This window comes from Robinsoniella sp. RHS, assembly GCF_001029355.1.
Lineage (GTDB): Bacteria > Bacillota > Clostridia > Lachnospirales > Lachnospiraceae > Robinsoniella > Robinsoniella peoriensis.
On the sequence record NZ_JNGB01000143.1, the window covers coordinates 1 to 26,138 of the forward strand.

Here is a 26,138-nt window from a genome sequence, read left to right on the forward strand (position 1 = left end):
TACCTTCTGCTGGTTGCCTCCGCTTAAATTCTTAATCAGCTGTTCTGACGACGGGGTCTTGATTTCCAGTTTCTTAATATACTCATCTGCTATCTTCTCTGACTCCTGTCTGGATATAAAGTGAAACATCCCCCGCTTCGCCTGCAGTGCCAGGCAGATATTTTCACGGATGGTAAGTTCTCCTACAATACCTTCCGTTTTACGGTTCTCCGGACAGAATGCAATGCCTCTCCGGATTGCATCCAGTGTACCCTTTAATTTTGTCTTTTCTCCTTTAATTTCAAGAGTTCCTTTTTCCAGATTATCTACTCCGAATATTAAACGGGCTGTTTCTGACCTTCCGCTGCCCAACAGCCCGGAGAGTCCCAATACCTCGCCTTTATTAATCTTCAGACTAAATCCCTGGATGGTTCCTGCCCCCGTGACATCTGCCATATCTATTAATAATTCATCTGATTTATTTTCTTCTTCATAAATAGCCATTGTCTGATTTAATTTTGCATAGTCTTTGCCAATCATCTTTCCTACCAGTTCTACCCTTGGCAGGTTCTTTGTTTCATAAGTTCCTACGTATTCCCCATTTCTTAGAACCGTTATACGGTCTGTTATCTCATATACCTGATCCAGAAAGTGTGTTACGAAAATTATTCCCATACCCTCTTTCCGGAGCTTTCTCATTGTTTCAAACAATTTTTCTACTTCCATTGCAGACAAACTGGAAGTCGGTTCATCCAGTATCAGTACTTTTGCTGATACATCGCAGGCACGGGCGATTGCAATCATCTGCTGAATTGCCACAGAATAATTATCCAGATTCTTAGTTACATCAATATCCAGATCGAATCTCTTCATTAATTCCTTAGACTTCTGGTTAATTGTTTTCCAGTCTATTCTGCCGCCTTTTCTTATTTCCCTGCCTATGTAAATATTCTCTGCTACAGACAAATTCGGACAGAGGTTTACCTCCTGGTATACCGTACTGATTCCGTCTGCCTGCGCCTCTAACGGGGATTTCGGATAGATTTCTTTTCCTTCCATCAGAACCGTTCCGCTGTCTCTTTCCTCTACTCCTGTCAATACCTTAATCAATGTGGATTTACCTGCACCGTTTTCTCCCAAAAGTGCCAGTACTTCCCCTTTTCTTAATTCCAGCTGCACATCACTCAGTGCGATTACAGCTTTACCAAAGCTCTTTGATATATGATTCATTTGAAGTAAGATATCCTCTTTACCCATATCACATTTCCTCCATTCCTGCTGTTTATCTGCCCCCTTATCCAAAATCCGCTCTCAGTCGTACTGGAGCGGATTTTAATAAGATCATAAAAATCTATTTTAGTATTGGCGATTTGGTAAATCTGCTGCCGCCGTATCCTGACGATAGATACCTTCTTCAGATTTAACCCATTTTTCAACTGTTTCACCATCTTTTAATTTCTGGCATGTATTGAAGAACTGTTCACCAAGTAATGGATTACATTCTACAGTAACGTTTGCTTCTCCTGCTGCCATAGCTTCAAAAATGCCTTTAACGCCATCTACTGACACTGTCTTAATGTCTTCACCCGGTTTAAATCCAGCTTCTTTAATTGCTTCGATTGCGCCAAGCATCATATCATCGTTATGTGCATATACACCTTTGATTTCTTCGCCATAAGTCTTTAAGAAAGATTCCATAACTTCTTTCCCTTTTGCTCTTGTGAAGTCACCTGTCTGGGACTCCAGAATTTCAATATCCGGATGATTTGCTTTGATTTCTTCATCAAATCCTGTTTTACGGTCATTTGCTGCGGAAGCACCTACGGTTCCCTCTAACTCAACAATTTTTCCTTTTTCTTCTAATAATTTGCCCATTTCGATTGCTGCATTTTTACCTTCTTCGATGAAATCTGATCCGATGAAAGTTGAATATAAGCTTTCATCTACATCTGCTTTTCTATCCACCAGTACAATTGGGATTCCAGCTTCCTGAGCCTCTGTAAATACTGCGTCCCATCCGGTTTCTACTACCGGAGCAAGTCCGATAACATCTACGCCCATTTCAATAAAAGACTTAATTGCTTTAATCTGGTTCTCCTGTTTCTGCTGAGCATCTGCAAATTTCAGGTCAATTGTATCCACGTTTTGTCCTGCATAGAATTGAATCGAAGCTGTCTCAGCATCACGCCATCCGGATTCCTGTCCGATCTGGGCAAAACCAACTACCAGTTTATCACCGCCTGCACTGTCATCTTTTGCTTCATCACCTGCAACTTCAGAACCCTTTACCGTTTCCTGTGCTTCTGTTGCAGGAGCTTCTGTCTTCGCTGCCTCTGTTGTCTTTGCCTCCGTTGTCTTTGCTTCTGTTGTTCCTGTACTGCTGGAACCACATCCGGCTGCCATAGCAGCTACCATACTGACACATAATAATACACTAACAAGCTTTTTTTTCATTTTAATATCCTCCGTTTTCTTTGGGTTCTTCCCTTGCTATGAACTTATTATATTCTATTTATGTCTTCAGGTCTTTGCAATTTTCCTTTATAAAATTGCAAAATTTTAGCATCCATTTGCCAATCAACTCATGGATGCTAAATAAATATCCCTATGTAATTTTCATTCCTTATCTTTTTTGTGCACTCTTACGGTACTCAGCCGGACTTACTCCGGTAATCTTTTTAAATACATTGCTGAAATAATGCTGAGTGGTATATCCTACCTTCTCCGCTATTTCATACATTTTCAGATCTTCTTCAAAAAGCAGGTCGATTGCTTTTCGGATACGCACTTTTGTAAGATAATCAATAAAGGTGATTCCCATCTCTTTTCGAAAAATCCTGCTTAAATGCTGAGGCGAAAGATACGTATAATCCGCCACATCCTGCAGCGTCAATTCTTCTCTGTTATAATTATCTTCTATGTATTGTTTCACAATTTTAATTACGCTAGAACCGCCCTTTACTGATTCCATCTGCTCTGCTGCCCGGTTGTATACCGCAACCAGATTCTCATATCCTTCTCCTGTCTCCTGAACAGAAACTACTTTTAACGGAAGACATCCCTCGATGCTTTCCATACATTTTAACTGCTTGCGCCTAAGCTCTTCTGCTCCCATATCTTTTGAGATCACCACCAGATCACCATTTTCTACCTGGCAGGAAGAGACATTTTTCAGGTCATTAAAAATTTCATTACTGATATTCTGAACAGCATAGGATAACAGGTCATCATCCCAGTTTTCACCCAGATCTTTATCCACTGCCTGTTCCAGATGAATAATGGTAACTGCATATTGTTTTGGAATACAAATGTCCAGATACTGCATCCGTTCCTCGATTTCTTCCTCTGCAAGTCTCCCTTCCAGCCAGTTCTTTAAAAACGCATCCACCAGATGTATTTTGTTCTGCTGTAAAGTCATCTTTGCCCACTTCAGATATTTATCTTCCTTATTTTGCTGCTGTACTTCCTTTAATACCTCCTGAATCATATTGTCAAAAGGTTCTTCCATCAATGGTTTTAAAATGTACTCAAAGACTCCGAGCCGGAGTGCCGTCCTTGCAAATTCAAAATCATCATATCCGGTGATAACAACAATGATTGCCTGGGGCTGTAAATTCTTTAATTTTTCAATAAACTGCAGCCCGCTTAAAAAAGGCATGTTAATATCTACAAAGAAAATATCAATGTCCTCTTCCTGGGCAATTTCCAATGCCATTTCTCCATCTTCTGCTTCTGCTACGACTTCAATTTCTTCATATTTCCGTAAAAAACTGATAATCCCCCTCCGGATTATGTACTCATCATCTGCTACCATAGCCTTGCAATTCATCTTTTTCTTCCTCCCATAATTTAGAACGTGTTTATAAATTCATTTCCCCCTCTTCATCAAATGAGACGATAATCCCCCGATGATAAAATACATTATAATGGAAAAATCATCCTTTGACTATGCAAAATTTTAGCACTAATTTATAAAAATACCACGCCGGAAAAAAGCGTGGTATTTTATATACATTATTGTTATCGTTTTTATCTTAATATTTATTTCTTAACCAACACGGATACAGTCCTGCTGTATTTTCCATAGACCTTTGATTTGCCTGACGTTTTAAATGCCCTGATTTTTACGTAGCAGACCTTCTTAGCCTTGAGATTCTTAAGGGTTCTGGATGTTGTTTTCCCGGAACTGATTACAATCTTTTTGACTCCCTTTTTGAATTTTTTATCCGCTGAGTATGTGATCAGGTATCCGCTTGCACCACTTGTACGCTTCCATGACAGTTTCAAAGTTTTAGATTTCTTTGATATTGCTTTCACATCAGTAGTTTTCTTTGGGGCAACCGAAACGGTAATTCTTCTGACTGCAGAATCATAATTGGCATTGCCTGCTGCCGTTATGGTAATCTGTGCCTTACCGGTACCCTTGATTGTCACTTTACCCTTGCTGTCCACTTTTACAACCTTCGTATGATCGGACTTATAAGATAACTTACCTTTTCCGGATGCCTTTGCCTTAATATAGAAGCTCTTATCTCCATCTGTTTTCTTAAAGTCTTTAGCTGTAATCGTCTGTTTCTTTTTCTGGATATCAAAGATTGCTTCCAGAGTTACACTTTGTGCCGGCATCAGGAATGTAATCGTCTGTGACTTTTGCTGTTCTGCTGTCAGTGTAATTCCGGCTGTCTTCCACTGTGCAAATACCTTGCCGGAAGGAACAGACACCGATGCCTGAATTCTGGTTCCTGCCGGATACATCTGGTCTTTTGCTGCATTTATTATGGTAATCCCGGCTCCTGCCTTCAGCTGGTATTTCGGTTTTTCCGGAACTACTATATTTTTAAATCCTGCATTTAATACAACTTCATTCTCAGGCATCACGAAAGTAATGGACAGTGCTCTTTTTTCTGCCTCTGTTAACATGATTCCTTTGACTTCCCAACCGGTGAACTCTTTGCCCTGTGGTATGGCCACCGTTGCCTTAACCGTAGTTCCTGCCTGACAGGTACCGTTTGAAGAAGCATTTTCAATTGTTACATTTGCTCCTGTTGTAACCTTATAATACGCATTTTCCTCATAGACCGGAACGATACTTCCCCTGCCTCTTGGAACCGTAAATGTAAATTCTCTGGATTCTTTCTGGTCATCCGTCAGTTCCAGACCGGATACTTCCCAATTACTAAAAGTTTTACCCGGAATATCGATTGCCTGTATCGTGACCTCGGAACTAATTCGGAACATATCATCTTTTACATCTCCGCTTACGCTTACGTTTTTATCCACATAAAAACGAACATAAGCAGATAAATCCTTTGCTGCCGCTTCTAATGATAAATAACGGTTTGAAACAGCCTGCACTGCATCTTTATTAACGGCTTTTGCACTTAACAGCGCTCCATAAAAGATTCTCCAGGTCTCAATAGAATATTCCGCTTCCAAAAGCCCCTCCACATCAGCGATCAAAGCATCCAGCTCAGCCCCTGTCTTAACAGTCTGAGGTGCCGGCTGTTCATGAGCTTCCTGCACAGTTATATAATCAATATATACATTTCCACTGTTCTCTGCATCTTTTACGTAAGATATGGTGTTATCACCTTTTTTCAGGGTAACGCGGCTGCAGACAGTCATCCAGTGCTGCCAGTCCGTTTCTGTTTTGTCAAAGGGAACTGTGACACTTTTTTGACCTGCATTATTTACATAGAGATTCAAGGTTCCCGCCTTTGGTGTAATATCCGGTATATTTGCTTCCCATTCTCCGCGGTTGTCCGTACTACTGATCGGAGCCTTAACTCCATTCGCATAACGAGCTCTGATAAAATAGTCGCCATCTTCCTGTACGTTTACCTTAAACGTTATTTTTTCTCCATTCTTGTCTGTGAATTTACCATATCCGGTTCCCTGGAATCCTTTCCCTTTATATCCTTTTTGGGCACCGCCTGACAAATCTCCGTCTTCTGCCTGATATGCAAGTCCCAGACCCGGATCGCCGGATGGCAGTGCTGTAAATTCATATGGCGATACGGGCCTGCCAAAGTTCGGTGATCCATCTTCATTCCATGTGAATTTCTTAATACTGACCTGTCTCCATGCATTATTATTTGACGGATACACTTTTGAATGGAATGCCATCCAGTCCTCTGTCCCATCAGCTGACTGAAAGAATGAAGCTCTGGCTGGTCCATAGACATCTTTCGATCCCTCGAATACGCCTTCTTTATAGGTCCAGTTATCCGGATTTAACACATCCTCCTTTGTCGTATCAAATACATACATACCCATGTGATATCCTGCTGTCTTAAAGCTTCCCTGGGAAACAGTCATAAACAGATGCTCCCCATTCACAACTGCTCTGGGGCCTTCACCTCCGAAGCCAGGCAGAAAACTTCTTTCCTCCGTAATCTTAATGGGTGATTCCATTCTGGCAATGGCTGGTGACTCTACGCCGCTTTCCATGCTTCCCCAGCAGGCATATAACTGTCCGCGGTACTGGAAAACGGTAAAATCATTTCCCTGTGCAAACTCATTGGGGTTATTTATTTCCATTCCCGTATACAATACGCCTCTGTCAATCCAGTCTCCCTGGGGATCATCAGTAACAGATTCCATAACACATGCCATATGCCTCCAGTTATATTCTTTTGCATCTGCACAGTAATAAATATACCATTTACCGTCAATGAAGAACATTTCCGGAGCAAAGATCCTGGATTTTGAATCATTAAAATCAAAAATCCTTACTTTTTCTCCCTGATCCAGCAGCGATTTTGATTTTGATACATACATTTTATTGTGGGATGGATCGTTACTGGACGAAACAAAGTAATAATATCCGTCATGATAGCTGATAAATGGATCCTGTCCCTGATAGAGTGCATTATTGAACTGGGTTAATGCTTCCCCTTTTTGTGCACGAATTACATTTAATTTAAATTCTGCCACCGCATCGGTGATCTTATTGGAATCTTCTTTCAGAACAGATGCGATGATATCAAAGTCTTTTGCATCTGCTGCTACTTCATCTACAACTGCAGAGAACTTATCCATATACTCTTTCGCAATCTGACCCTCACCAGATCCTACCTTCGTATTTTTGCGAAGATTCACTGCCTCTGTGAGACCCACATATAATTTTTCTCTCGCCATAACGCTTTCATACCACATTGCTTCCGGGGCATACAACTGATCTTCTCCAATCACCGATTTTACCCCATCCCGTGTCCAGGATAAATTCATATCTTCCTTAAGATTCAGATTCTCTGCTATAATCGTAAGATTATAATAAATTCCCTTTTCCAGTTCTACTTTTTGGCTTTGGGTTTCTTTATACACATTTCCCGCATTTTGAGAAATAATTTTTTCATCATTCAGATACACCTGATAGTTACCGGAAGATCCAAATGCCAATTCATAGGTTCCGGATACATCTGGTTTAATTTTACCGTTTAATTCTACATTTGCCGGCGCGTTCTCATTTCCCTCGTAATAGCTGACCAGGGAATTTACCGAAAACTGCTCTGTTGATACCTCATTTGCCATTACCTCAGCCAGTTTTTCCTGATTACCGCCTTTTTCCTGATAGATTTCTCCGATTAATCCTTTTTTTGTACTTGCCGGATAAAGACTTTCCGTTGGAACGACCTCTTTTTCCTCTGCTCCGGGTTTCAGCCATTCCAGCATAATATAAGCTCCGCCATAACCCTGGAAGTATTCAATACGAATGTCATTTCTTCCTTCATTTAGATGAATTGGCTGGCTTTCCTGTTGCTTATCCCATTTGGATTCCCAGAAATCAATCGCCAGCTCATCATTTACCCAAAGGCGGAAACCATCATCTCCTATCAGATAAAAGGTATAATCACCTGCTTCTTCTGCGTTTACCTGTCCGGTAAAACGGAAAGAACCATATTCTTCCGAACCGTTATACTGGGATAATATTTTTTTAATGGAAAGTGTCTTGTCAAGTACGGGTGCAATTACTTCACCTTTTTTTTCTTCCAGGAAGATATCACCATACACCTCAGCCAGAAGTCCATGCTGGTCTTCTGCTGCAGTTTCTCCCTGGATCGCCTTTGCAGCCTGCCGAAAACACTCAGCCGGAACAACCTGTGCCTGTCCGCCATCCTTTTTCCAGGATAAATTCAAATTGGCATCTCCATCTGCCTGGGCATAATTAATACGGATTTTGTAAAGAAATCCTTTTTCCATATGTACTGGCTGACTGACCTTGGTCTGGTCGGAATGAAGTTTCCAGGAATTAACCATCATTTCATCCTTCATCCAGAAGCGAAAAGCATCATCTCCGCTCATTACAAATTCATAGTCACCGCTCTCCTGAGGCGTAATATATCCGTGGATAATAGCCGTTGCATATTCACTGCTTCCATTGCTTAATTGAATTGCCTCTTTTAATCCATCCTGCCCATCCAGGTTTGGTAAAACCTGATTCACTGGTTCCCCTGCAAATCCAAAGGACGTAATACTGGAAGGTGTTCCGTTTACTTTGTAAATCTGGGCAGTTAAGCCGGCATCAGCCGGAGTCTTGGCATGATAAAATGCTTTCTCCGGAATTACTTCCTTGGCTATATTGGCATTTACAGATTCCCATGACAGCTTTAAAACGGCGCCGCCCCATCCCTGTAAATATTCGATCTTTATATCATGTAATCCTTCACTTAAAGCAACCGCTTTACTGGTCTGCTCCTTTTCCCATTCCTGTACCCAGAAATCAATGACCAGCTTCCCGTCAATCCATATCCGGAATCCGTCATCTCCCCAGCAAAAGAATTTATAATCTCCGGCTTTTTCTACGTTTAGTTTTCCGGTGAATCTGGCTGTAGCAAACTGCTCGTCCCCTTTATTTCCATTATATTTATCAAATACCGGTCTTAGATTCTGCCCGCTTAAGGAAGGAAAAACCTGCTCTCCAGTTTTATTTTCAAAGTTAAAGAGTTCCATTGATCCCCCGCGATACCCCTCTGTATTGAAAATCTCACCAAATAACCCGGTTTCCATATCTGTCAAAGCCTTTACCGTATTTTCTCCGTTCTCGCTTTCCGGCTCCTGATTAAAGCCTGATTCTTTCCCGGTTACGATTGCGGCGTCAATATCCTTATCTTTTTCAGTTGTGATCTCTTGCCCGCCGTTTAGCCCCGTTTTTGTATCTGCTTCTGTAGCGGAATCTATCCCTGTGTCTGTATCTATATCTGACTCTGTAACGGAATTTATCCCTGTGTCTGTATCTATATCTGTGTCTGTATCTATCCCTGAATCTGAATCTACACCTGAGTCTGAGTCTACACCTGTATCTGAGTCTATACTTGTATCTGAATTATTCTCCATTTCAGCATCTGCCTGCTGCGCCGCCGCTGTTGCATCCCTTACAGGCTGATTAATCTCTGTTTCCGTTCCGCGCTTCTCTGCCTGCTCATATTCTGTTTCCAACACCTGCCCGCCGGCTGATACCTGCGACGCTCCATTTTGTCCAGATGCTGATACCGGCATCACGATTGTGTTTAGCACCAACGCCATAGACAACATAAAGCTGACGCCTCTGGCAAATCCATTCTTTCTCTTCATAACAATCCTCCGTTCCTTTTTTGCCGGGAAACACCGTTACAGCAAAGCATCACCCGAAATTTTATATTTATAAAAAATCATAGCATACAAACTCCGGTTTCTCTTTACAATATTTTGTTCGTATTTTTCAATTTTTTATCATTTCTGCATTTTTTGCACCTGATCTTTCTATATAAAGACAGATAAATGATGTCAGATCAGGATCTGAGATATCTGACTTACAAAATTGTAAGCTATATTCCTAAAATGTAAGCTGCAATTATGGCAGACCATGATTCATTTTGGTATCATTAAGCCATGAAAGGTGGTGCTATATTATGAATATATACCTGATCCCAATTAAAGAAGCCATCGCAGTTTTTCCGCTGCTGGCTGTTATATTTACATTTCCATACATGATTTATCAATACCGCAGATACGGTTCCATACCGCTATTTCGATCCGTTATCACGTATTCCTTTGTTCTGTACCTGCTATGCATGTATTTCCTTGTAATACTTCCGCTCCCCTCTGTTAGTGAGGTGGCAGGCTACACAGGACCTCAGACTCAGCTGGTTCCATTCCAGTTTGTAAGAGACTTCTTAAGAGAAACAACTTTTCAAATCTCTTCACCGGGAACCTGGATAAGTGCACTGACACAAAACTGCTTCTTGCAGGTCATCTTTAACATCCTGCTGTTTTTGCCTCTCGGTACCTACCTGCGGTATTATTTCCGATGCAGCTGGAAAAAAGTATTATTGGTCAGCTTTTCTCTGAGCCTGTTCTTTGAACTTACGCAGTTAAGCGGATTATACGGAATATATCCCCGCGGATACCGTCTGTTCGATGTAGATGACCTGATGCTGAACACCAGCGGTGGAATGCTTGGTTATATTTCATCAGCTATCTTTATGAAATTACTGCCAAGCAGAGAACGTTTGGATAAAATTGCATATGAAAAGGGGTTACACGTCTCTTTTTGCAGAAGGCTTGCTGCATTTACCCTGGACTGGGTTATCCTGGCTTGTATTGGTGTTCCGACCGTAATCCTGACAACATTTATCCCTCCGTTCTTATTCCTGATCCAGTTTGCTTCCTGCTTCTTGCTGCCTGTATTTTACTTTGTGGTGTGTACCTACCTCACAAATGGTTACACTCCGGGAAAATGGCTGCTGCGAATCAGGGTTACTTCCAGCGATGGTGAAAAAGCACTTACACTGCAACAGTGCATATTGCGCTTTGAATCACTTTACCTGATTTTCGTTCCGGTTCTAATGATCTGGGCTAGTTATCATCTGTTCTGCTTCTGTACCGGACGCCCCAGAACATTAGTATATGAACAGATAAGCAAGACTACCTGCATCAGCACCATCGGGCGGGACACTGTTCAGCCGAAGTACAGGAGGCATTATTTATTAACAGCCCACAAAATATAATTGTATCTCATCCCAAAGAGTACTATAATGAACCAAAGCATTCATACACAGAAGTATAGAAAACTAAAATATATTAGTGAGGTTGTATTATGAAAACAAAGATTTGGGCGCATCGAGGCGCTTCCGGCTATGCGCCTGAAAATACACTGGAAGCATTTGAACTTGCAATACACCAGAATGCAGATGGTATTGAACTGGATATACAACTGACAAAAGACGGGGAAATCGTCGTTGCTCATGATGAAAAGATTGATCGTGTCACCGGTAAAACTGGTTGGATTAAAGACTATACCCTTAAGGAATTAAAACAATTGCGTTTTAACAGGACTCATCCTGAATTTACTAATGCATGTATTCCCACCTTAAAAGAAGTGTATGAATTGATTCAGCCCACAAGCCTAACCGTTAATGTTGAACTTAAAACCAGCATCTGTTTTTATCCCGGAATAGAGAAAAAAGCATTGAATCTTGCCCGGGAGATGCAGATGGAAGAGCGGATTATTTACTCCTCCTTTAATCACTATACCTTAAAACATTTAAAAGAACTGGATTCATCTATAAGAACCGGACTTCTCTATGAAGACGGCTGGATAAATGTTCCTGCCTACGGAATCAGTATAGGGGTTAATGCTTTGCACCCTGCAATCTATCTTCTCCAGTATCCTGATTTTCTGCAGGACTGTAAGAAATACAATCTTCCTCTGCACGTGTGGACAGTCAATACAAAAGAGCACATGGAAAAATTAATAAAACTGGGAGTTGAAGCGATCATAACAGATTTTCCGGACATTGCCCGGGAGTTTTCAGATATTTAGAAAAATGGAAAGCAGGTTATTAATTTAGATTTTGTCGGGGAAGGGACGCTTTTCAGATGGAGGTTGTGTTCGGAAAGAGTCGGATGCTATATTCACAGTTATTTGTGCAATGCTGTACTAGTACAGCATTGAGGCCTCGCCGGCTTACCGCACTCCCCATCTTTCCGTACACTTTCCCCATCTGCATGCCCCACTTTGCGGCATATTTGCCACAAATTCAGGTTACGTAGCCCGCTACACGCCCTTCATCCGAGTCAAATTCCAACAAAGTGTCACGCACAGCTGCCAGAAAGCAATTTTCAAACACGCTCTAAACAAACATTTCATATAAACCCATACCAAAAATAATCAGACCAGAGACAACCGTTGCATATTTACCAAATAATCTCGACAAGCATCCCCTGCCAAAACGCTGCCCTGCAGATATAAAAATATAGCTGATTAAAAGGGTAAACACTGACGTCCAGAATACGGATAGTCCGGTAATGCTCCCTGCGATTCCAAGTCCTATATTATTTACTGTCAGCGCAAATGCCAATGTAACTGCCTCGCGCATATCAATATTGCCGGATCCGTCCTTATCCCCTTCTTCCATGCTCTTTTTCAGCCACGTCTTATCCTTTTCCCTTTTTTCTTCTGCCTCAGCTTTAACCCGTTTCAAAATCAACTCTTTCCAGATAAATTCAGCAATAAACAGCCCACCCACAAAAACCAGAATAGATGATCCAATCAGATTCGCTGTCTCTGTGCTTATTATTTCTGTAAACAGCGATCCCAGAGACATGGACAAAAATGTACCAATCGCAGTGATACACGCTATTACCAGATTACTTTCCGGCTCAATCTTAATACGCTTTATACCATATGCAACGCCAATCGTCAGATTATCCAGATTAGCGGAAATTGCAAATAAAAATGCAGATAAAAAATGCATAAAACAAAGTCACCACCCATATAATATTCGTTATATAGAATCATATGCATTTTTTATTATTCCGTGCCCCTTCCGGTTTTCAATGCTCTTCCATACTTGATACTCTTGGCAAAACTTTATTTTCCAGCAGATCAATTTTTATGTATTATTAATATGTAACTAATTATTTAAAGTTATTTTATTTCGCATTAATATTTAGCCAGCTCAGCTCGTCCTGTCCCCAGTCTCCCATGCTCTTAGAACATATAAAAATACTCACGGAAAAGATCCACCAGACCTTCACTGTGAGTACTTTTTTACTTCTCTATTCACTTTCTACTCTTTGATCCCTGTTTTTTAACTGCACACCAGATCGACAATCTCTCCCTTTATAACATCCACCAGCCCTCTGTCTGTCAGTTTCAGTGCCGGGCTCACGGGAAGTCCCAATGTGCAGAGGGACATTACCGGATTATAGTGGCGATAACCCAGCTGAAACAGGCTGTTGCGTACTTTCTTAAGAGCCGGTCCGATTTCTTCAATTGGCTGATCCGATAGAATTCCCGCCACCGGCAGCGGCAGCTCTGCTTTGATTTCTCCCTGATAAACGGTCAGAATCCCTCCCTGCAGCGACTGGATTCTCTCCACAGCAGCCTGCATATCCCCAACATTTTCTCCAACTACAAATAAGTTATGATGATCATGGAAATAGGTTGTTGCCGCTGCTCCCTCTTTCAGACAATCCCCTGTAACAAAGCCATAACCGATATTTTGATTTTTACCGTACCGCTCCACTACCATTGCCAGGAGGCATCCGGTTCCTTCCCAACAGATTTTATAATCTTTGACAGGCATGGATACTATTTTTTCACTGGTCTGCGTTCTTCCGTTTGAAACTTCAATTACTCTGACAGACACATTTCCGGATTCCTGTTTCGCACAAATCCAAAAATCTTCCGGTCTAAGTACTGGTATATGAACGCTGTGATAATAATCCTCCGGGAAAAAATGGCGGTTCTCTGAAGTCAGTTCTTTTCCGGGATGATTTTCATTTTCCTGATCCTTGGATGCAATTAGCTGTCCATCTTTATATACATAATCTGGTTCTAAACTGTTAAATCCGGTAATCAGGGCAAAATCTGCTGTTTTTCCAGGTGCTATCACCCCTCTGTCTCTCAGATTCATGCGTCTTGCATTGGTATATGTACCGCAGTAGATTGCTTCTTCTGTGGGAAAGCCCATACGGATTGCTTCCTCAATCACCTTATTCAGCTGCCCTTCTTCATACAGCTTGTCCGCCATAGTATCATCTGTTACAAATCCACAATGTTCATATAGCCTGTTTTCCCTGATATAATCCAGAATCTCCGGCCTTAACATCTTCTCCTGCAATTCCACAAACATTCCATTTTCGAATCTCTGGCGTATTTCTTCCAGCGTATGCTCCGTATGATCTCCGTCAATGCCAAGATAAAGAAATTTTGCCAGGTCTAATCCCGTAAGTGATGGACAATGGCCTTCTATAACAAAATTCGGATCAACTTCATGAAGGTAGTTTAAAAATTTTGTAATTTCCAGATCATTTTCCCGAATGATCTGCCTGTAGTTCATAATTTCACCGACGCAGACTACCTCTTTTTTCTCATACAATTCTTTCATTGCCCGGCAGTCAATTATACCTCCTGTAGTCTCCAGCTCCTCATTCGTAGATGGTACACTGCTTGGTATTCCATAGAAGATATCAATCGGTGCATTTTCCCCATCCGCGATCATTTCATAAATACCCGATAACCCCTTTATGTTAGCCATTTCATGGGGTTCTGAAACCACGGTAGTGACACCGCACTTTCCTGCATATCCGGCAAACGTCTGAGGCGTCATCATGGAACTTTCGATATGCATATGGATGTCAATCAATCCTGGAATCATATAATAGCCGGAAGCGTCCAGCTCTTCTTTTGCAGTAATTAATGGGATGGTATTCTCATTATCTTTTACATCAACATAATAAATTTTTCCATCCAGAACATACACATCTGCTTTCCGGAAACACTTCAGATAACTGTTAAAAACTTTCGCATTACGAATTACTAAATCCACATTTTCCATATATGTCCCCTATACAATGGTATAAAAATATAAAAGGCAGACAATTACCAGAATATACATTACCTTGGATATTTCCCTGATCTTGCCTGATGCAATTTTCATAATAAAATACGTAGGAATTGCAGCGCAGATACCATTTGCAATGTTATTGGCAAAAATAGTAAATGTCACACAGACAAATGCAGGTATACTTTCTGTAATTTCTTCGTATTTAATATTTTTCATAGCACTTAACATTCCGATTCCAATATATATTAATACCGGTGCGGTTGCTGCTGACGGTATCATTAATGCAACCGGCGCAAAGAATAGTGCAAGGGCGAAACAGGCTGCAGTTGCTACTACCGTAAGTCCGGTTTTTCCACCCGCCTCTACTCCTGCAGAAGATTCCAGATAGGTTGTCATGCTTGGCATACCAAATAGTGCTCCAAAACTGGTTGCGATTGCATCCACTTTAAAACAACGGTCTATTCCAGGCAGGTTTCCATCCTTATCCAGATATCCGGCTTTTGCCCCAACACCCAGTACTGTTCCAAAAGTAGAGAAGAAGTCCGGAACAAAAAGTGCAATTAAAAATGGAATATAAGCAAAGTTTAATGCTCCGGCAATATCAATGTTTAAAAACTGGCTTCCGATATTTGCAGGCATCGATATGATACTTCCCGGCAGCTTTGTGACCCCGAACGGGATTCCCACAATTGTAGTAATTAATATGGTCAGAATCATTCCTCCTGCAATATTTCGTACCTTCATCACCAGAAGAATAATAAATCCAATTACAGTTACAATGACTTCCGGAGATGCAAGATCCCCAAATGCAAGACTTTTCTTGCTTTCATTTGCAATGATTAACCCACAGCTTTTTGCACCTAAAAGTGCAATAAACAGACCTATTCCGGCACTTACCGCATGTTTAAGACTCATAGGTATTACTTTCACAACTGCTTCTCTAAGTCCCAAAAATGTAACTAATATAAACAATACACCGCTCAGAAAAATAACACCTGCTGTGATCTCCGGGGAAATTCCGTCGTTCTGGATCATTGCCGTAACAATTCCCACACTGCCAAGTCCCGGTGCCAGGGCAAACGGACGGTTTGTAAAAATTGCCATTGCCACACTTGTCAAAATAATTAACAATACCATTGCAGTGAGCATCACATGCTTATCCAGTCCCGCAGAGCTTAACATATTCGGAACCGTCGCCAAGACATACGCCATTGTGACAAAAGTTGTAACACCTGCAATCAACTCTGTTTTCATATTCGTGTGGTACTTTGACAACTGAAACTGTTTCTCCAACCACTGTTTCATTTTCTTCTCTCCTTTATTGTGCTTTTATTTGCTTCTTTTCTACATCTATTGTATGATAAGGATAAAAGCATGTCCAATTCCTATTTACCATAATCATTATTCCAAAAGTGAATAACTGCCTATGTCTTTCAAAACGAGGTATCCCATGAATATCAAAGAATTTGACTATATATTATGCATTGCAAAACACCAGAATATCACAAAGGCTGCACAGGAACTGTATATTTCCCAGCCCACACTAAGCAAACACCTGCAGAAACTGGAACGCCAGTTAGGCTGTAAACTTTTCGGCAGGGTTGATAACCGCTATATTCCCACCCATGCGGGAAAGCGCTATCTCTCATATGCAAAAAAAATGATGGCTTTAAATCAGGATTGGGAAAAAGAATTAAAAGATATTACACAATGCAATGAAGGCGAACTGAATATTGCCTTTCCCCTGATGCGCAGTTCCTGCATGATTCCTGCAATCCTTCCTGCTTTTTATCAAAAATATCCCCATATCCGTATTAATTGCCTGGAAGAAACTTACGCTATACAGGAGAAACTGCTGCTGGATGACCAGATCGATTTTGCCATATTTAATGAATCATCTCCCCATCCCAAGCTCACTTATGAATCCCTTGGCGAGGAAGAAATTGTCCTTGTGGTATCCCCCCGTCACCCGTTTGCCTCTCTGGGCGTTAACGGACCGGACAGTCCCTATCCATATATAGATCTTGCTCTTTTTGCAAGCGATAATTTCATCCTTCATTTCCCGGAACAGACTACTGGCAGAATTGCTCTTGATCTATTCCGAAAGCACAAAATCAGCCCCACCGTTTCACTTCATACCAGAAATACCCAGGCGGCAGTTCTTCTGGTACTGCAGGATCTGGGCGTATGTTTTGCACCGGAGAGCTATATTAAAAATATGCATTTCCAGTCTGCTCCAGTCTGCTTTTCTGTAGGTAAACCTCGGATATGTACCACTCTTAGCATTGCATACCGCAAGGGCTCCTATATGCCTCTTTATGCCCTGGATTTTATAAAAATGGTTAAAAAAATGATGTCCCGCTGAATATTCAGCAGGACATCCCGTATCACATCTAAGTATTTACTTTTTATTGTATCGTAATGAGTTTCGGCTGCTCCTCAATTTTCTGCGCAGCTTCTTTGGGAATCATCAGACGCAGAATACCATCCTGAAATCCTGCCTGAATATCTTCCTGGCGAACGCTTTCTCCCACATAAAAGGATCGTTTGCAGGTTCCCGTAAAGCGTTCTCTTCGGATATAATTACCATCCTTATCCTTTTCATCTTTGTTTTCATTCTTGTTCGCGATAATTGTCAGATATCCATCCTTCAGCTCTGCCCTTACATCTTCTTTCGCATATCCCGGCAGCTCCATATCAACCAGATAGTGATTATCTTTTTCCTGAACATCAGTCTTCATAATCTGGGACGTGTTGTCTGAAAATGGTTTGCTAAAGAACGGGTCACGGAACAATTCATCAAATAAATCAAAAGCTCTGTTTGAAAGTAACATAAGTCATACCTCCTTGAAAATAACTGACTGGCGGCCTCAGCCGCAATACTACTTGTTTCTATTTGTTTCTATTTGTTTCTATTTGTTTCTATATGATAAACTGTAACAGAGGGAAACATCCCCTCCGACAGATTACTGAATTGAAATCAGCTTTGGCTGATCATCTTTTAAAACCGGCTCCTTTGGAATGCTGAGCCTCAAAATACCATCCTGGAATCCAGCCTGAATATCTTCCTGTCTTACCTGATCCCCCACATAGAAGGTCCGCTTGCAGGAACCGCTGTAACGTTCTCTTCTGATATATTTTCCCGCCTCGTCTTTTTCTTCCTTATTTTCATTCCTGGACGCCGTAATTGTCAGATTGCCGTCTTTCAATTCTGCTTTAATATCTTCTTTCGCATAGCCCGGCAGTTCAATATCCACCAGATAGTGATTTTCCTTCTCCTGGATATCTGTCTTCATTACTTGGGTAGTTCTGCTGTCTCCATAAGACGGATTAAAAAAATGCGTCCTTAAACATCTCATCAAATAAATCATAAGCTCTGTTTCTAAGTAACATAAGTCATACCTCCTTGGTTTCTTATTTAAAAATGGTTGTTGTAATTGGTTTGTTGTAACTGTTTTATTTGTTATATATGTGTTATAACATAAAAAATTAGCACTGTCAACCACCGAGTGCTAATTTTATTATTTTTTTATAATTCTTCTACTATCCCCCTGAATCGCGTCAGATAACGCACTAAAAAAGCCAGCGTCAGGATTCCACTCCTTACGCTGGCCTTACACCTTACTGAAAACACTCAAATCCCTGCAATATTCCCCGCGGAAACCATGCCCTGCCAAAATCCCCCCATACACATCTTATGGCTGTCATCTGCCGGGTCATCCTGATACACAATCATAGGTTCCTCCAGTTCCTCCAGAATGTCTGCCTTGCCCTCCAGATAATTACGCAGCCTTTTTTCTGCACTTTCCAGGCGCACCATGACACCCCCGATACGAATATCCAATACTTCAAAACCAAAGGGCCTGCATTCCGAAAACCATAATTCCTCTCTCATCGCTTTTAGGCGTGATACCATCGGCAAGAGTCTTTGTATCCTGTCTGCCAGCAAAACAAGCGTCTCTCTGTCACCGCCGCGGTATGCTTTTCGAATTTCTATCCCTGACATCGCTTTTTGTGACAGAATTTCAGCAAGCGTATTATAATAGCGGAAAACTGCATCCATTGAAACTTTATTTTCTATATCCATAGAGTATTTATTTTCTATATCCATATAACCTTTGCTTTTTCCATTCAGAAGATCTTCCAGCTGTTCAGCCAGTTTCTTGTAATATTGACCCATATCCAGTCCCAGACCTGCTATCTGGCCGTCAAACAAACCGGTAAGCACATCCTGATACAGCAGGTATTTGGACGGGTTATCTGCATTTTCATTGTCTTTCTTTACGCCAGGGGTATTGTCGAAGGCATCCAGCAGATGATAGGCATCAGAAGTATATCCCGTCAGCTGCATAAGCCAGCGGTCAAGCTGTTCTGTATCCATTTCTTCGCTATAACAAAGCTCTGCAAAATACAATGCGGAATAGAATGCAGTCCGTACAGGTGTCTCTGTACCATTGTCAAACCAGAAGGTACACATTACCTTGTCAATGCTCTGATCTCTGCAGGATGCCAGGCCTTCACGCAGTGTTTTCTCCGCTTTACTGTAATTTGGTGCAATTCCATTCCAGGTCCAGCCGCCCCCTGCAAACCGTATCTTATCCGTCAGCTTACGATGAAGCCGGATATTCTTGTCATACATTCCTTTATCATGATGGTAATAGTCCCAGTATACCAGCGTCAGATCCTTTGGCAGCGGCTTCAAAAGATCAAAATCCGTATCCTCCGGCAAATCATAATATTCTCCGTCCGGGGACTTCAGGCGGAAAAACATATCACTCCACAGCATCATTTCCAGTCCATCTTCCAAGCAGATCTGTGACACCATCTGAAGATGCTTTGTCATAATCTCGTACCGTTCCTCAAATCCATTATTGCGCAGGTACTGCCCCAGCCCTAAAAGATCTGCTTCATCCATGCCCACGTGTATTTTCTTTGACGTAAAAGGTCCAGATGCGCTTTGTATCATTTTCCTCACGAATTCCTCTGTATCCTTCGTTCCCACCATAAGGATATCTTCTGTGTCCCGCAGTTTTTTAGTCTTCGGCCAGCGAAGGTATGTATGGAGATGTGCCAAAGTCTGAATTGCAGGAATCAATTCCACTCCGGCCTTATTCCCGTATTCATCCAGCTCTTTCAGATCCCCATAAGTATATTTGCCGCGATAGGCTCCAAAATATGGATCACCTGGAACTTCATATACATCCTCCATATAAAGGTAAAGCTGATTCATTCCGGATGCCGCACAGAGCCGTATAAACTCTTTCAGCATTGGCTTATTTACTGTTCCGTTTCTGGAACAGTCGATCATAATACCAGTTTCTTTAAAACAGATTTTCTCTTCCTTCACAAATGGCTCTGTATTTCCATATTTGATTCTCTGGAGAAACAGATGCAGAGCACGGTAAAAATGTACATCTTCCTTACCATACAAGTTCAGCTTCTTTCCGTCAAACTCGGCTTTCAGCACATCTCCCTCTGTAAATTCAATTATAATGTCCATATCTTTTTCGACACATTCATACCCCTGATACGTTAAGAACATTTCTGTCATTTCTTTTCTGTTTCCGTCAATTCCTGATAAATAAAATTTCATTACCTGCTGCCTTCTCCCTTACTCTCCATTTTATTTTTTCGGTATTCCGATGGGTAAACACCTATTTTCTTTTTAAATACCTTGGAAAAATACAGCGGATTGGGATATCCCACCATATCCGCCACATCCTTTGCCAGAATTTCCTCATCCATCTCTAGCAGATTTTTTGCCCGGTCCAGACGTATTTTCTGAATATACTGAGACAGTGTATAACCGCTGTATTCTTTAAATAAAGTGCTTAGATACGGTGCCACAAGCCCGAATTCAGACGCCAGTACGGCTGCGGTTATAGGCTCCGCCATATTTTCTATGATGTAGTACTCTACTTTTTTCATGAGATTTTCTGAAGACTCCGCTTTTCTGTATAGCTTCTTTTCATCCAGCATCTGCCTTAAATTAAGAAATAACTGCCTGGCATCCGACGAATACAGGATCAGATTCCATATGGTTTCTTCAAAGTCTTCCTCGCAGCCATATGCCGGTACTGTCTGATCCTCCATGCTCTGCAAAATCCTGCTGATTATCTGCTGGCATTCTTTTTGGCGGATTTTCCTTGCATTAAAAAATGCCTCTGCTTCTTTCAGAAATACTTCCTTTCTGGTGTCAGACATCTCTTTACCCAGAGAATAAAAGGTATCATCTCCGGCAGGGTACGCCGTTCCGGTGGTGTCTGCATCGTCCTCAACCACTGAACTTTCGCCAAAAAGAATATTCTCCTGAAGCTTCCTGCGCAGCTGATGGCTGATCATGGAGATTTCATGGGTTTCAATCAAACCCTCATGGAAGGCTGCAGTAATCTGGATTCCTCTTCCCTTTATCTCTTCCAACAGCTTCTTAGAAAATACTTTTAAATCTGCTTCATTCTCCGGAACAATCAGCAGTATTTTTTCATTAGCCTGGTTCTTTTCAAAAGAATATACACAGGTCGCTTCCGGAAGCAGGTCTGCCGCAGCTGACTCTATATCAATTCCCCGCCAGAAATCACATTCTGCGATATTCTCCTCCATACCGTCCCGGATCAGGGGACCCGCACAAAAGTAAACCATCTGAAGCTTTTCCCCAGGGTTCGCGGGTTTCCCGGTATAAACCGCCTCAGCCAGTCTCGCTTTCTGCTTTTCCTGAAGCATACTTAAATATCTCTGTGAGATATTGCTAAGAGTTTTCTCTAATTCTTCTTTTACGATAGGCTTTAACAGGTATTCCGTAACCCCGCAGCGGATTGCCTGCTGTGCATAACTAAAATCACTGTATCCGCTGATAACGACTTTTTCTGCCCCGGGGTATTTTTGATTAGCAAAATCCATCACTTCAATACCGTCTGCCAGTGGCATATTGATATCTGTAAAAATTGCATCCACCTGATTATCGGTCAAATACTTAATTGCTTCTTTTCCATTGTGGGCACACATAACCACTGAAAATTCAGGATTTAGTTTTTCTATCATATTCTTAATTCCCCTTAAAAGAGGAATCTCATCTTCCGCAATAAGTACTTTTATCATTTATTTCTCCCCCCAATAGTACCACAGCACCTTTTTCTCTGTTATACAACTGAAAAACAAAAGATTCACCATAGATAATTTTCATCCTGGTATAGATATTCGGCAGGCACAATCCTCCAATACCTATATTTTCCAATATGTATTTTACATCACTCCGGTCCAGTTCTTCTTTCTGCCTTCGGAACTTTTCCAGGAACTCTTCGGTAAATCCGCTTCCATTATCTTTCACGGTAATATACCATTTATCCTCTTCTGTCCAGGCATGTATGGAAATCTTCCAGACCGGATTCACATTTTTAAGCCCATGCTGGAAACAATTTTCACAAAGGGGCTGTACAATCAGCTTAGGAATACAGATATATCCTGCATCTTCCTCTGCCTGTATCTGGAACTCAAACAGTTCTTCGTATCTCACTTTCATAAGCAGCATGTAATCTTCTGCGATTGCACATTCCTTCTCTATCGTACTGAAACCATCCCCCATCTGAGTATTATACCGGAGTATTTCTCCCAGCCTGCGGCAGATATCCGGTACTTTTTCATTGCCGTCCATCTGGGATTCAATAGAAATAATCGCCAGCATATTATGTAAAAAATGCGGATTCATTTGGGACTGAAGCGCAAAGAAATGGGATTTCACTTCATTTGTCTTGGCTGTTATCTGTTTCTGCATACTATCATTTAATTTTTTCAGCATAGAGTTAAAAGAATCCTCAAGGCGAAGCACGATATCTGTAGAATCTTCATCCGCAATTGCCACATGGAGATTGTCCATGGTAATAGATTTCAGAGAATGATTCAGATTCACCAGCGGTTTCGACAGATGTTTTACTAAGATCTGTTCCAGCATGATGGCTGCCAGCATTACAATTCCCACTGTTGCAGCCAGAACCAGATAAAATTGATTCATCGCATTGTTGAATTCTATGGGATTTTTATATAGCTTCACAGTGTATGGAGCATTTTCCAGTGGAACTTCCATTCTGTAGATATCCTTCCCATCCAAATCCATGTCCCCTGCTGCCCGGTAAATGCTTTGACCTTCCTGGTTCAAAATCTCCGCCTGAATGCCCGGACCAAAATCAGCCAAAATCTCATCCAGTTTCTCTGTTGATTCCTGCACTTCTACAAAGCCGCATCTGGAACTGTTGGAGTAGTAATCCTTTATTTCCCTCACGACAGCCAGATAATCCGTCCGCTGTGCCTCTCCTGATGCCAGGACATCCGTCCCCGGTTCCCTGTAAAATACAAACCTGTCCGCTTCCTGAAAATATTCCTGTACATCCTCAAATGCTTCTCCGGAAAAAAACTGTCTGACTCCACTCTCCGTAATCGCCCGGTTGGACGTGCAAACCCAATCATCGTACCGGTTATAAAGGCAGATTCTGGAATGCCCGTCGTTTTTAAAATTATAGGATTCCAGAAGCTTCTTCACTTCTCCTGTGGTAATCGGATGGCTTGTAAAATAATTCTCGTCCGGTTTTGCAGGCAAGGATTGAAAGACCCTGACAATATCCGGATTTGCCGCAATCTGAAGCGCCGCCCGGTCCATATCGTAAAACAAAATGTCCAGCTGCGTTGCCGTCTTTTCTGTTATAATCCGGAAGTCCTGTTCTTCCTTCTCCTTCATCTCGCCTACAACCATTCTGTAAAAATATCCCACAAGTCCTAATATGATCAACATCATTATCACGGTATGATACAGAAAAAATTTAGTCTGGTATTTTAACTTTTTCATATTTTTCTCCCAAAATTCATTCAAACATGCTCTGACGCGTAATTTTGCATACTCAATTTTATCATACCTTATCTGTAATAAATTTTGAAGTACCAGAATCTGTCATCAACCTCATCAAATACCTATTATCCTTTGACGGCTCCCGATGTCATGCCTTCCACAATATATTTCTGCAGACAGAGATATAAAATAACAATGGGCAATACTGTTATCACAAGTGCTGCAAATACATAATTCCAGTCTCTGGAATAAAGTCCGTAGAAATTAAAAATCATCATCGGTATGGTTGTCCGTTCTGAACTGCTCATCAGGTACAGCGGCACCTGGAAGTTATTCCATATTCCAATAGCTGCAATAATCAGGTTTGTAATGGTTATCGGTTTCATAATCGGAAGCAGTATTTTAAAAATCAGTTGAAAAGCATGGCATCCGTCCATGACCGCAGCTTCATCTATTTCTCTTGGAATTCCTTTTACATAACTTGAAAATGTCATTACGGCAAAAGGAAGGTTCACTGCAGCCAGAACCAGAATAACACTGAAGTAGGTTCCATATAAATGTAACTTCAACACTAATGCATATGTAGTAACCATCTGCATTGTAGCGGTAAGCCCAAATACAAAATAGTAATACAGGCCTCTTCCCTTATTATCATCCCGCCTGGAGATAATAATCCCGGTCATTGCACCAAAGATAATAATTACTGCCACCGCCGTAACTGTAATGATCAGACTGTTGGCATACCCACGTAAAATCCCTCCGGTTTCAATTACATGCTTATAATTTTCAAACTGCAGCTGTTTTGGCAGGCTGAGATTCATTTGAAGCGCTTCTCCCTGTGTTTTAAAGGAACCGAATACCATCATAACAATCGGTATAATATACACGCTGGAAATGAGAAGCAAAATCAGAATTGTCACCATTTTTCCTATCTTTTTCTTTTTCACTAGGTATCCACCTCCCTGGATCTTAAGTATTTATTCAATGCAAACGTAATTCCCACTATGAAAAATGAAAGGATTAAGGCACTTGCGCTGGATTTGCCAAGCAATCCCATTCCAAACGCCCGGAAAGTATAGGTGCTCAGCACCTGGGTATCGAATCCGGGTCCCCCTCCGGTAAGGGAGTAAACCAGATCAAATACTTTCAGTCCCCCCGTGATGTTCAAGGTTACCACAACCGTAAAAGACGGTGCCAGCAGAGGAAGCGTAATCCTCTTAAACTGCTGCCATTTTGTTGCTCCGTCTATCTGAGCGCTTTCATAATACTCACCCGGAATTGCCTGCAGCCCCGAGATAAACAGGAACATGGTAAATCCCGCCCACATCCATACTTCAATAATAATAATCCAGAGCATTGCAGTACCATAGCTTCCAAGCCAGTCTCTGGTAAGATCCGCCTGACCGATTGCCGTCAGAAAGTTATTGATCAGTCCGTCCTGCTTAAGTACTCCCGTAAACAAAAGCCCGACAATCATACAGCTAAGAACGCAAGGCAGATAGAACAAGGTTCTGAAAATACTGTTGCCTTTGAACTTCTGCACCACCAGCAGTGCCAGCAGCAGCCCAACCACTGTTTTAAATACAGTCGTGCTCAGTGCAAAGAGCATTGTATTCCAAAGGGAACGCAGAAATACTTCATCCTGGAATAAATTTATCACGTTTCGCAGTCCGATAAATTTGGCATTGTCCATCCGGTCCATGTTCCAGTCCGTAAAGGAGTAAAAAAATGCAGTGATAATCGGTACAATAAAAAATATGGTATAAACCAGTGCCGCCGGCGCTCCCAGCCACATGGGATAAATTTTTGATAACTGTTTCTTATTAATAGCAACCACCTCTTTCTCAATCAAAAGGAGCTGCTATTGCAGCTCCTCTATTTTCTGTATCTTAGAATCCTTCTGCACCCTGATCAATCATATACTGTTCAAAGTCGCCCTGGAATTTCTCCATGATCTGTTTTCCATCCATATTACCTTTTGCAGGAGCATCCACGTAATATACATATAAAGTACTTTCAAACAACGGATTTAAATCCATCACTGAGTAGTTAAACTCCGGAATAACCTTTCCGGCTTCAATATATTTTTCATTTACAGCTTTCAGGTATTCCGGTACTTCTCCGCCATTTACATCCTGGAAAGCCGGGAATGCCGGTCTTTCTTCAAAATACAAATCGGCATATTCAGGAGTTGACCAGAGATTCAGCACCTTCTTAACGGTATCCATATTCTTAGAATTTTTATAAACTACAAAACCAGCAGATGACATATTCTCTGTCATTACATCCACGCCGTCTTTCATAGACATTGCGAACATTCCTATCTTAGCTTCCGGATTAGCCTCCAGCACTGAGGCTGCAAAGAAATCACCGTTAAAATGCATGGCTGCTTTACCTTCGGCAACCGCAAGAATAGCATCGTCATAAGTAGCGGAAGCAAAATTATCGTTCATAAATCCTTTTCATAAAGGCTTAAGTATTTATCAATTACT

At 41.4% G+C, this 26,138-nt stretch carries 18 protein-coding genes and 1 pseudogene; 4 read left to right on the forward strand and 15 right to left on the reverse strand.

Annotation, left to right across the window (positions count from 1 at the left end):
• The 4 genes from RHS_RS26160 to RHS_RS26175 all read right to left on the reverse strand — a co-directional run.
• A partial coding sequence (locus RHS_RS26160; protein WP_047834828.1) for an ATP-binding cassette domain-containing protein occupies positions 1 to 1,236 on the reverse strand: 1,236 nt, incomplete at its 3' end.
• A gap of 99 nt (positions 1,237 to 1,335) precedes the next feature.
• Entirely contained in the window at positions 1,336 to 2,433 is a 1,098-nt protein-coding gene (locus RHS_RS26165; RefSeq protein WP_027295674.1) for an ABC transporter substrate-binding protein, read from the reverse strand.
• 169 nt (positions 2,434 to 2,602) lie between these two features.
• Positions 2,603 to 3,808 carry a response regulator gene (locus RHS_RS26170; protein ID WP_027295673.1) on the reverse strand — a complete coding sequence of 402 codons (1,206 nt, stop codon included), beginning with the start codon at positions 3,806 to 3,808 and terminating at the stop codon, positions 2,603 to 2,605.
• A gap of 212 nt (positions 3,809 to 4,020) precedes the next feature.
• The gene (locus RHS_RS26175; RefSeq protein ID WP_047834829.1) at positions 4,021 to 9,552 is read right to left on the reverse strand and encodes a PA14 domain-containing protein; all 5,532 of its coding nucleotides are present in this window, start codon (positions 9,550 to 9,552) and stop codon (positions 4,021 to 4,023) included.
• A 317-nt stretch (positions 9,553 to 9,869) separates the two neighbouring features.
• Between RHS_RS26175 and RHS_RS26180 the strand changes: the two genes are divergently transcribed.
• From RHS_RS26180 to RHS_RS32050, 3 genes are all read left to right on the forward strand, one after another.
• Complete coding sequence (locus tag RHS_RS26180) at positions 9,870 to 10,967, forward strand: VanZ family protein (protein WP_395023556.1); 1,098 nt, start codon at positions 9,870 to 9,872, stop codon at positions 10,965 to 10,967.
• An 89-nt stretch (positions 10,968 to 11,056) separates the two neighbouring features.
• A complete protein-coding gene (locus tag RHS_RS26185; protein ID WP_047834830.1) occupies positions 11,057 to 11,782 on the forward strand; it encodes a glycerophosphodiester phosphodiesterase in 726 nt (241 codons plus the stop codon).
• Between the two features lie 202 nt (positions 11,783 to 11,984).
• A complete protein-coding gene (locus tag RHS_RS32050; protein ID WP_395023562.1) occupies positions 11,985 to 12,113 on the forward strand; it encodes a hypothetical protein in 129 nt (42 codons plus the stop codon).
• Here the strand turns inward: RHS_RS32050 and RHS_RS26190 are convergent.
• The 3 genes from RHS_RS26190 to RHS_RS26200 form a co-directional block, all read right to left on the reverse strand.
• The gene (locus RHS_RS26190; RefSeq protein ID WP_044297669.1) at positions 12,093 to 12,716 is read right to left on the reverse strand and encodes a manganese efflux pump; all 624 of its coding nucleotides are present in this window, start codon (positions 12,714 to 12,716) and stop codon (positions 12,093 to 12,095) included. The genes RHS_RS32050 and RHS_RS26190 overlap by 21 nt on opposite strands.
• 336 nt (positions 12,717 to 13,052) lie before the next feature.
• Positions 13,053 to 14,804, reverse strand: a complete 1,752-nt coding sequence (locus RHS_RS26195) for an adenine deaminase C-terminal domain-containing protein (protein WP_047834831.1) — start codon at positions 14,802 to 14,804, stop codon at positions 13,053 to 13,055.
• Between the two features lie 9 nt (positions 14,805 to 14,813).
• On the reverse strand, positions 14,814 to 16,118 hold the full coding sequence (locus tag RHS_RS26200; protein ID WP_044289613.1) for an NCS2 family permease: 1,305 nt from the start codon (positions 16,116 to 16,118) through the stop codon (positions 14,814 to 14,816).
• A gap of 145 nt (positions 16,119 to 16,263) precedes the next feature.
• On the opposite strand from RHS_RS26200, the gene RHS_RS26205 reads away from it, so the two are divergent.
• A complete protein-coding gene (locus RHS_RS26205; RefSeq protein ID WP_047834832.1) occupies positions 16,264 to 17,178 on the forward strand; it encodes a LysR family transcriptional regulator in 915 nt (304 codons plus the stop codon).
• 43 nt (positions 17,179 to 17,221) lie between these two features.
• On the opposite strand, the gene RHS_RS26210 is transcribed toward RHS_RS26205, so the two are convergent.
• From RHS_RS26210 to RHS_RS26245, 8 genes and pseudogenes are all read right to left on the reverse strand, one after another.
• Entirely contained in the window at positions 17,222 to 17,647 is a 426-nt protein-coding gene (locus tag RHS_RS26210) for an Hsp20/alpha crystallin family protein (RefSeq protein WP_027295666.1), read from the reverse strand.
• Positions 17,648 to 17,779: 132 nt separating this feature from the next.
• Positions 17,780 to 18,206: pseudogene (locus RHS_RS26215) on the reverse strand (Hsp20/alpha crystallin family protein).
• A gap of 241 nt (positions 18,207 to 18,447) precedes the next feature.
• The gene (locus RHS_RS26220; RefSeq protein WP_395023559.1) at positions 18,448 to 20,406 is read right to left on the reverse strand and encodes a beta-N-acetylhexosaminidase; all 1,959 of its coding nucleotides are present in this window, start codon (positions 20,404 to 20,406) and stop codon (positions 18,448 to 18,450) included.
• Positions 20,406 to 21,908, reverse strand: a complete 1,503-nt coding sequence (locus RHS_RS26225; protein ID WP_047834834.1) for a response regulator — start codon at positions 21,906 to 21,908, stop codon at positions 20,406 to 20,408. Before RHS_RS26225 ends, RHS_RS26220 begins: the two co-directional genes overlap by 1 nt.
• Positions 21,880 to 23,646: a histidine kinase gene (locus RHS_RS26230; protein ID WP_044297674.1), complete on the reverse strand. Its 1,767-nt coding sequence runs from the start codon at positions 23,644 to 23,646 to the stop codon at positions 21,880 to 21,882. The genes RHS_RS26225 and RHS_RS26230 overlap by 29 nt, the downstream gene beginning before the upstream one ends.
• Positions 23,647 to 23,771: 125 nt before the next feature.
• Positions 23,772 to 24,593: a carbohydrate ABC transporter permease gene (locus tag RHS_RS26235; protein WP_027295661.1), complete on the reverse strand. Its 822-nt coding sequence runs from the start codon at positions 24,591 to 24,593 to the stop codon at positions 23,772 to 23,774.
• The gene (locus RHS_RS26240; RefSeq protein WP_330373910.1) at positions 24,593 to 25,498 is read right to left on the reverse strand and encodes a carbohydrate ABC transporter permease; all 906 of its coding nucleotides are present in this window, start codon (positions 25,496 to 25,498) and stop codon (positions 24,593 to 24,595) included. Before RHS_RS26240 ends, RHS_RS26235 begins: the two co-directional genes overlap by 1 nt.
• Positions 25,499 to 25,535: 37 nt before the next feature.
• Positions 25,536 to 26,099, reverse strand: a complete 564-nt coding sequence (locus tag RHS_RS26245; RefSeq protein ID WP_395023561.1) for an extracellular solute-binding protein — start codon at positions 26,097 to 26,099, stop codon at positions 25,536 to 25,538.
• Positions 26,100 to 26,138 lie beyond the last annotated feature (39 nt).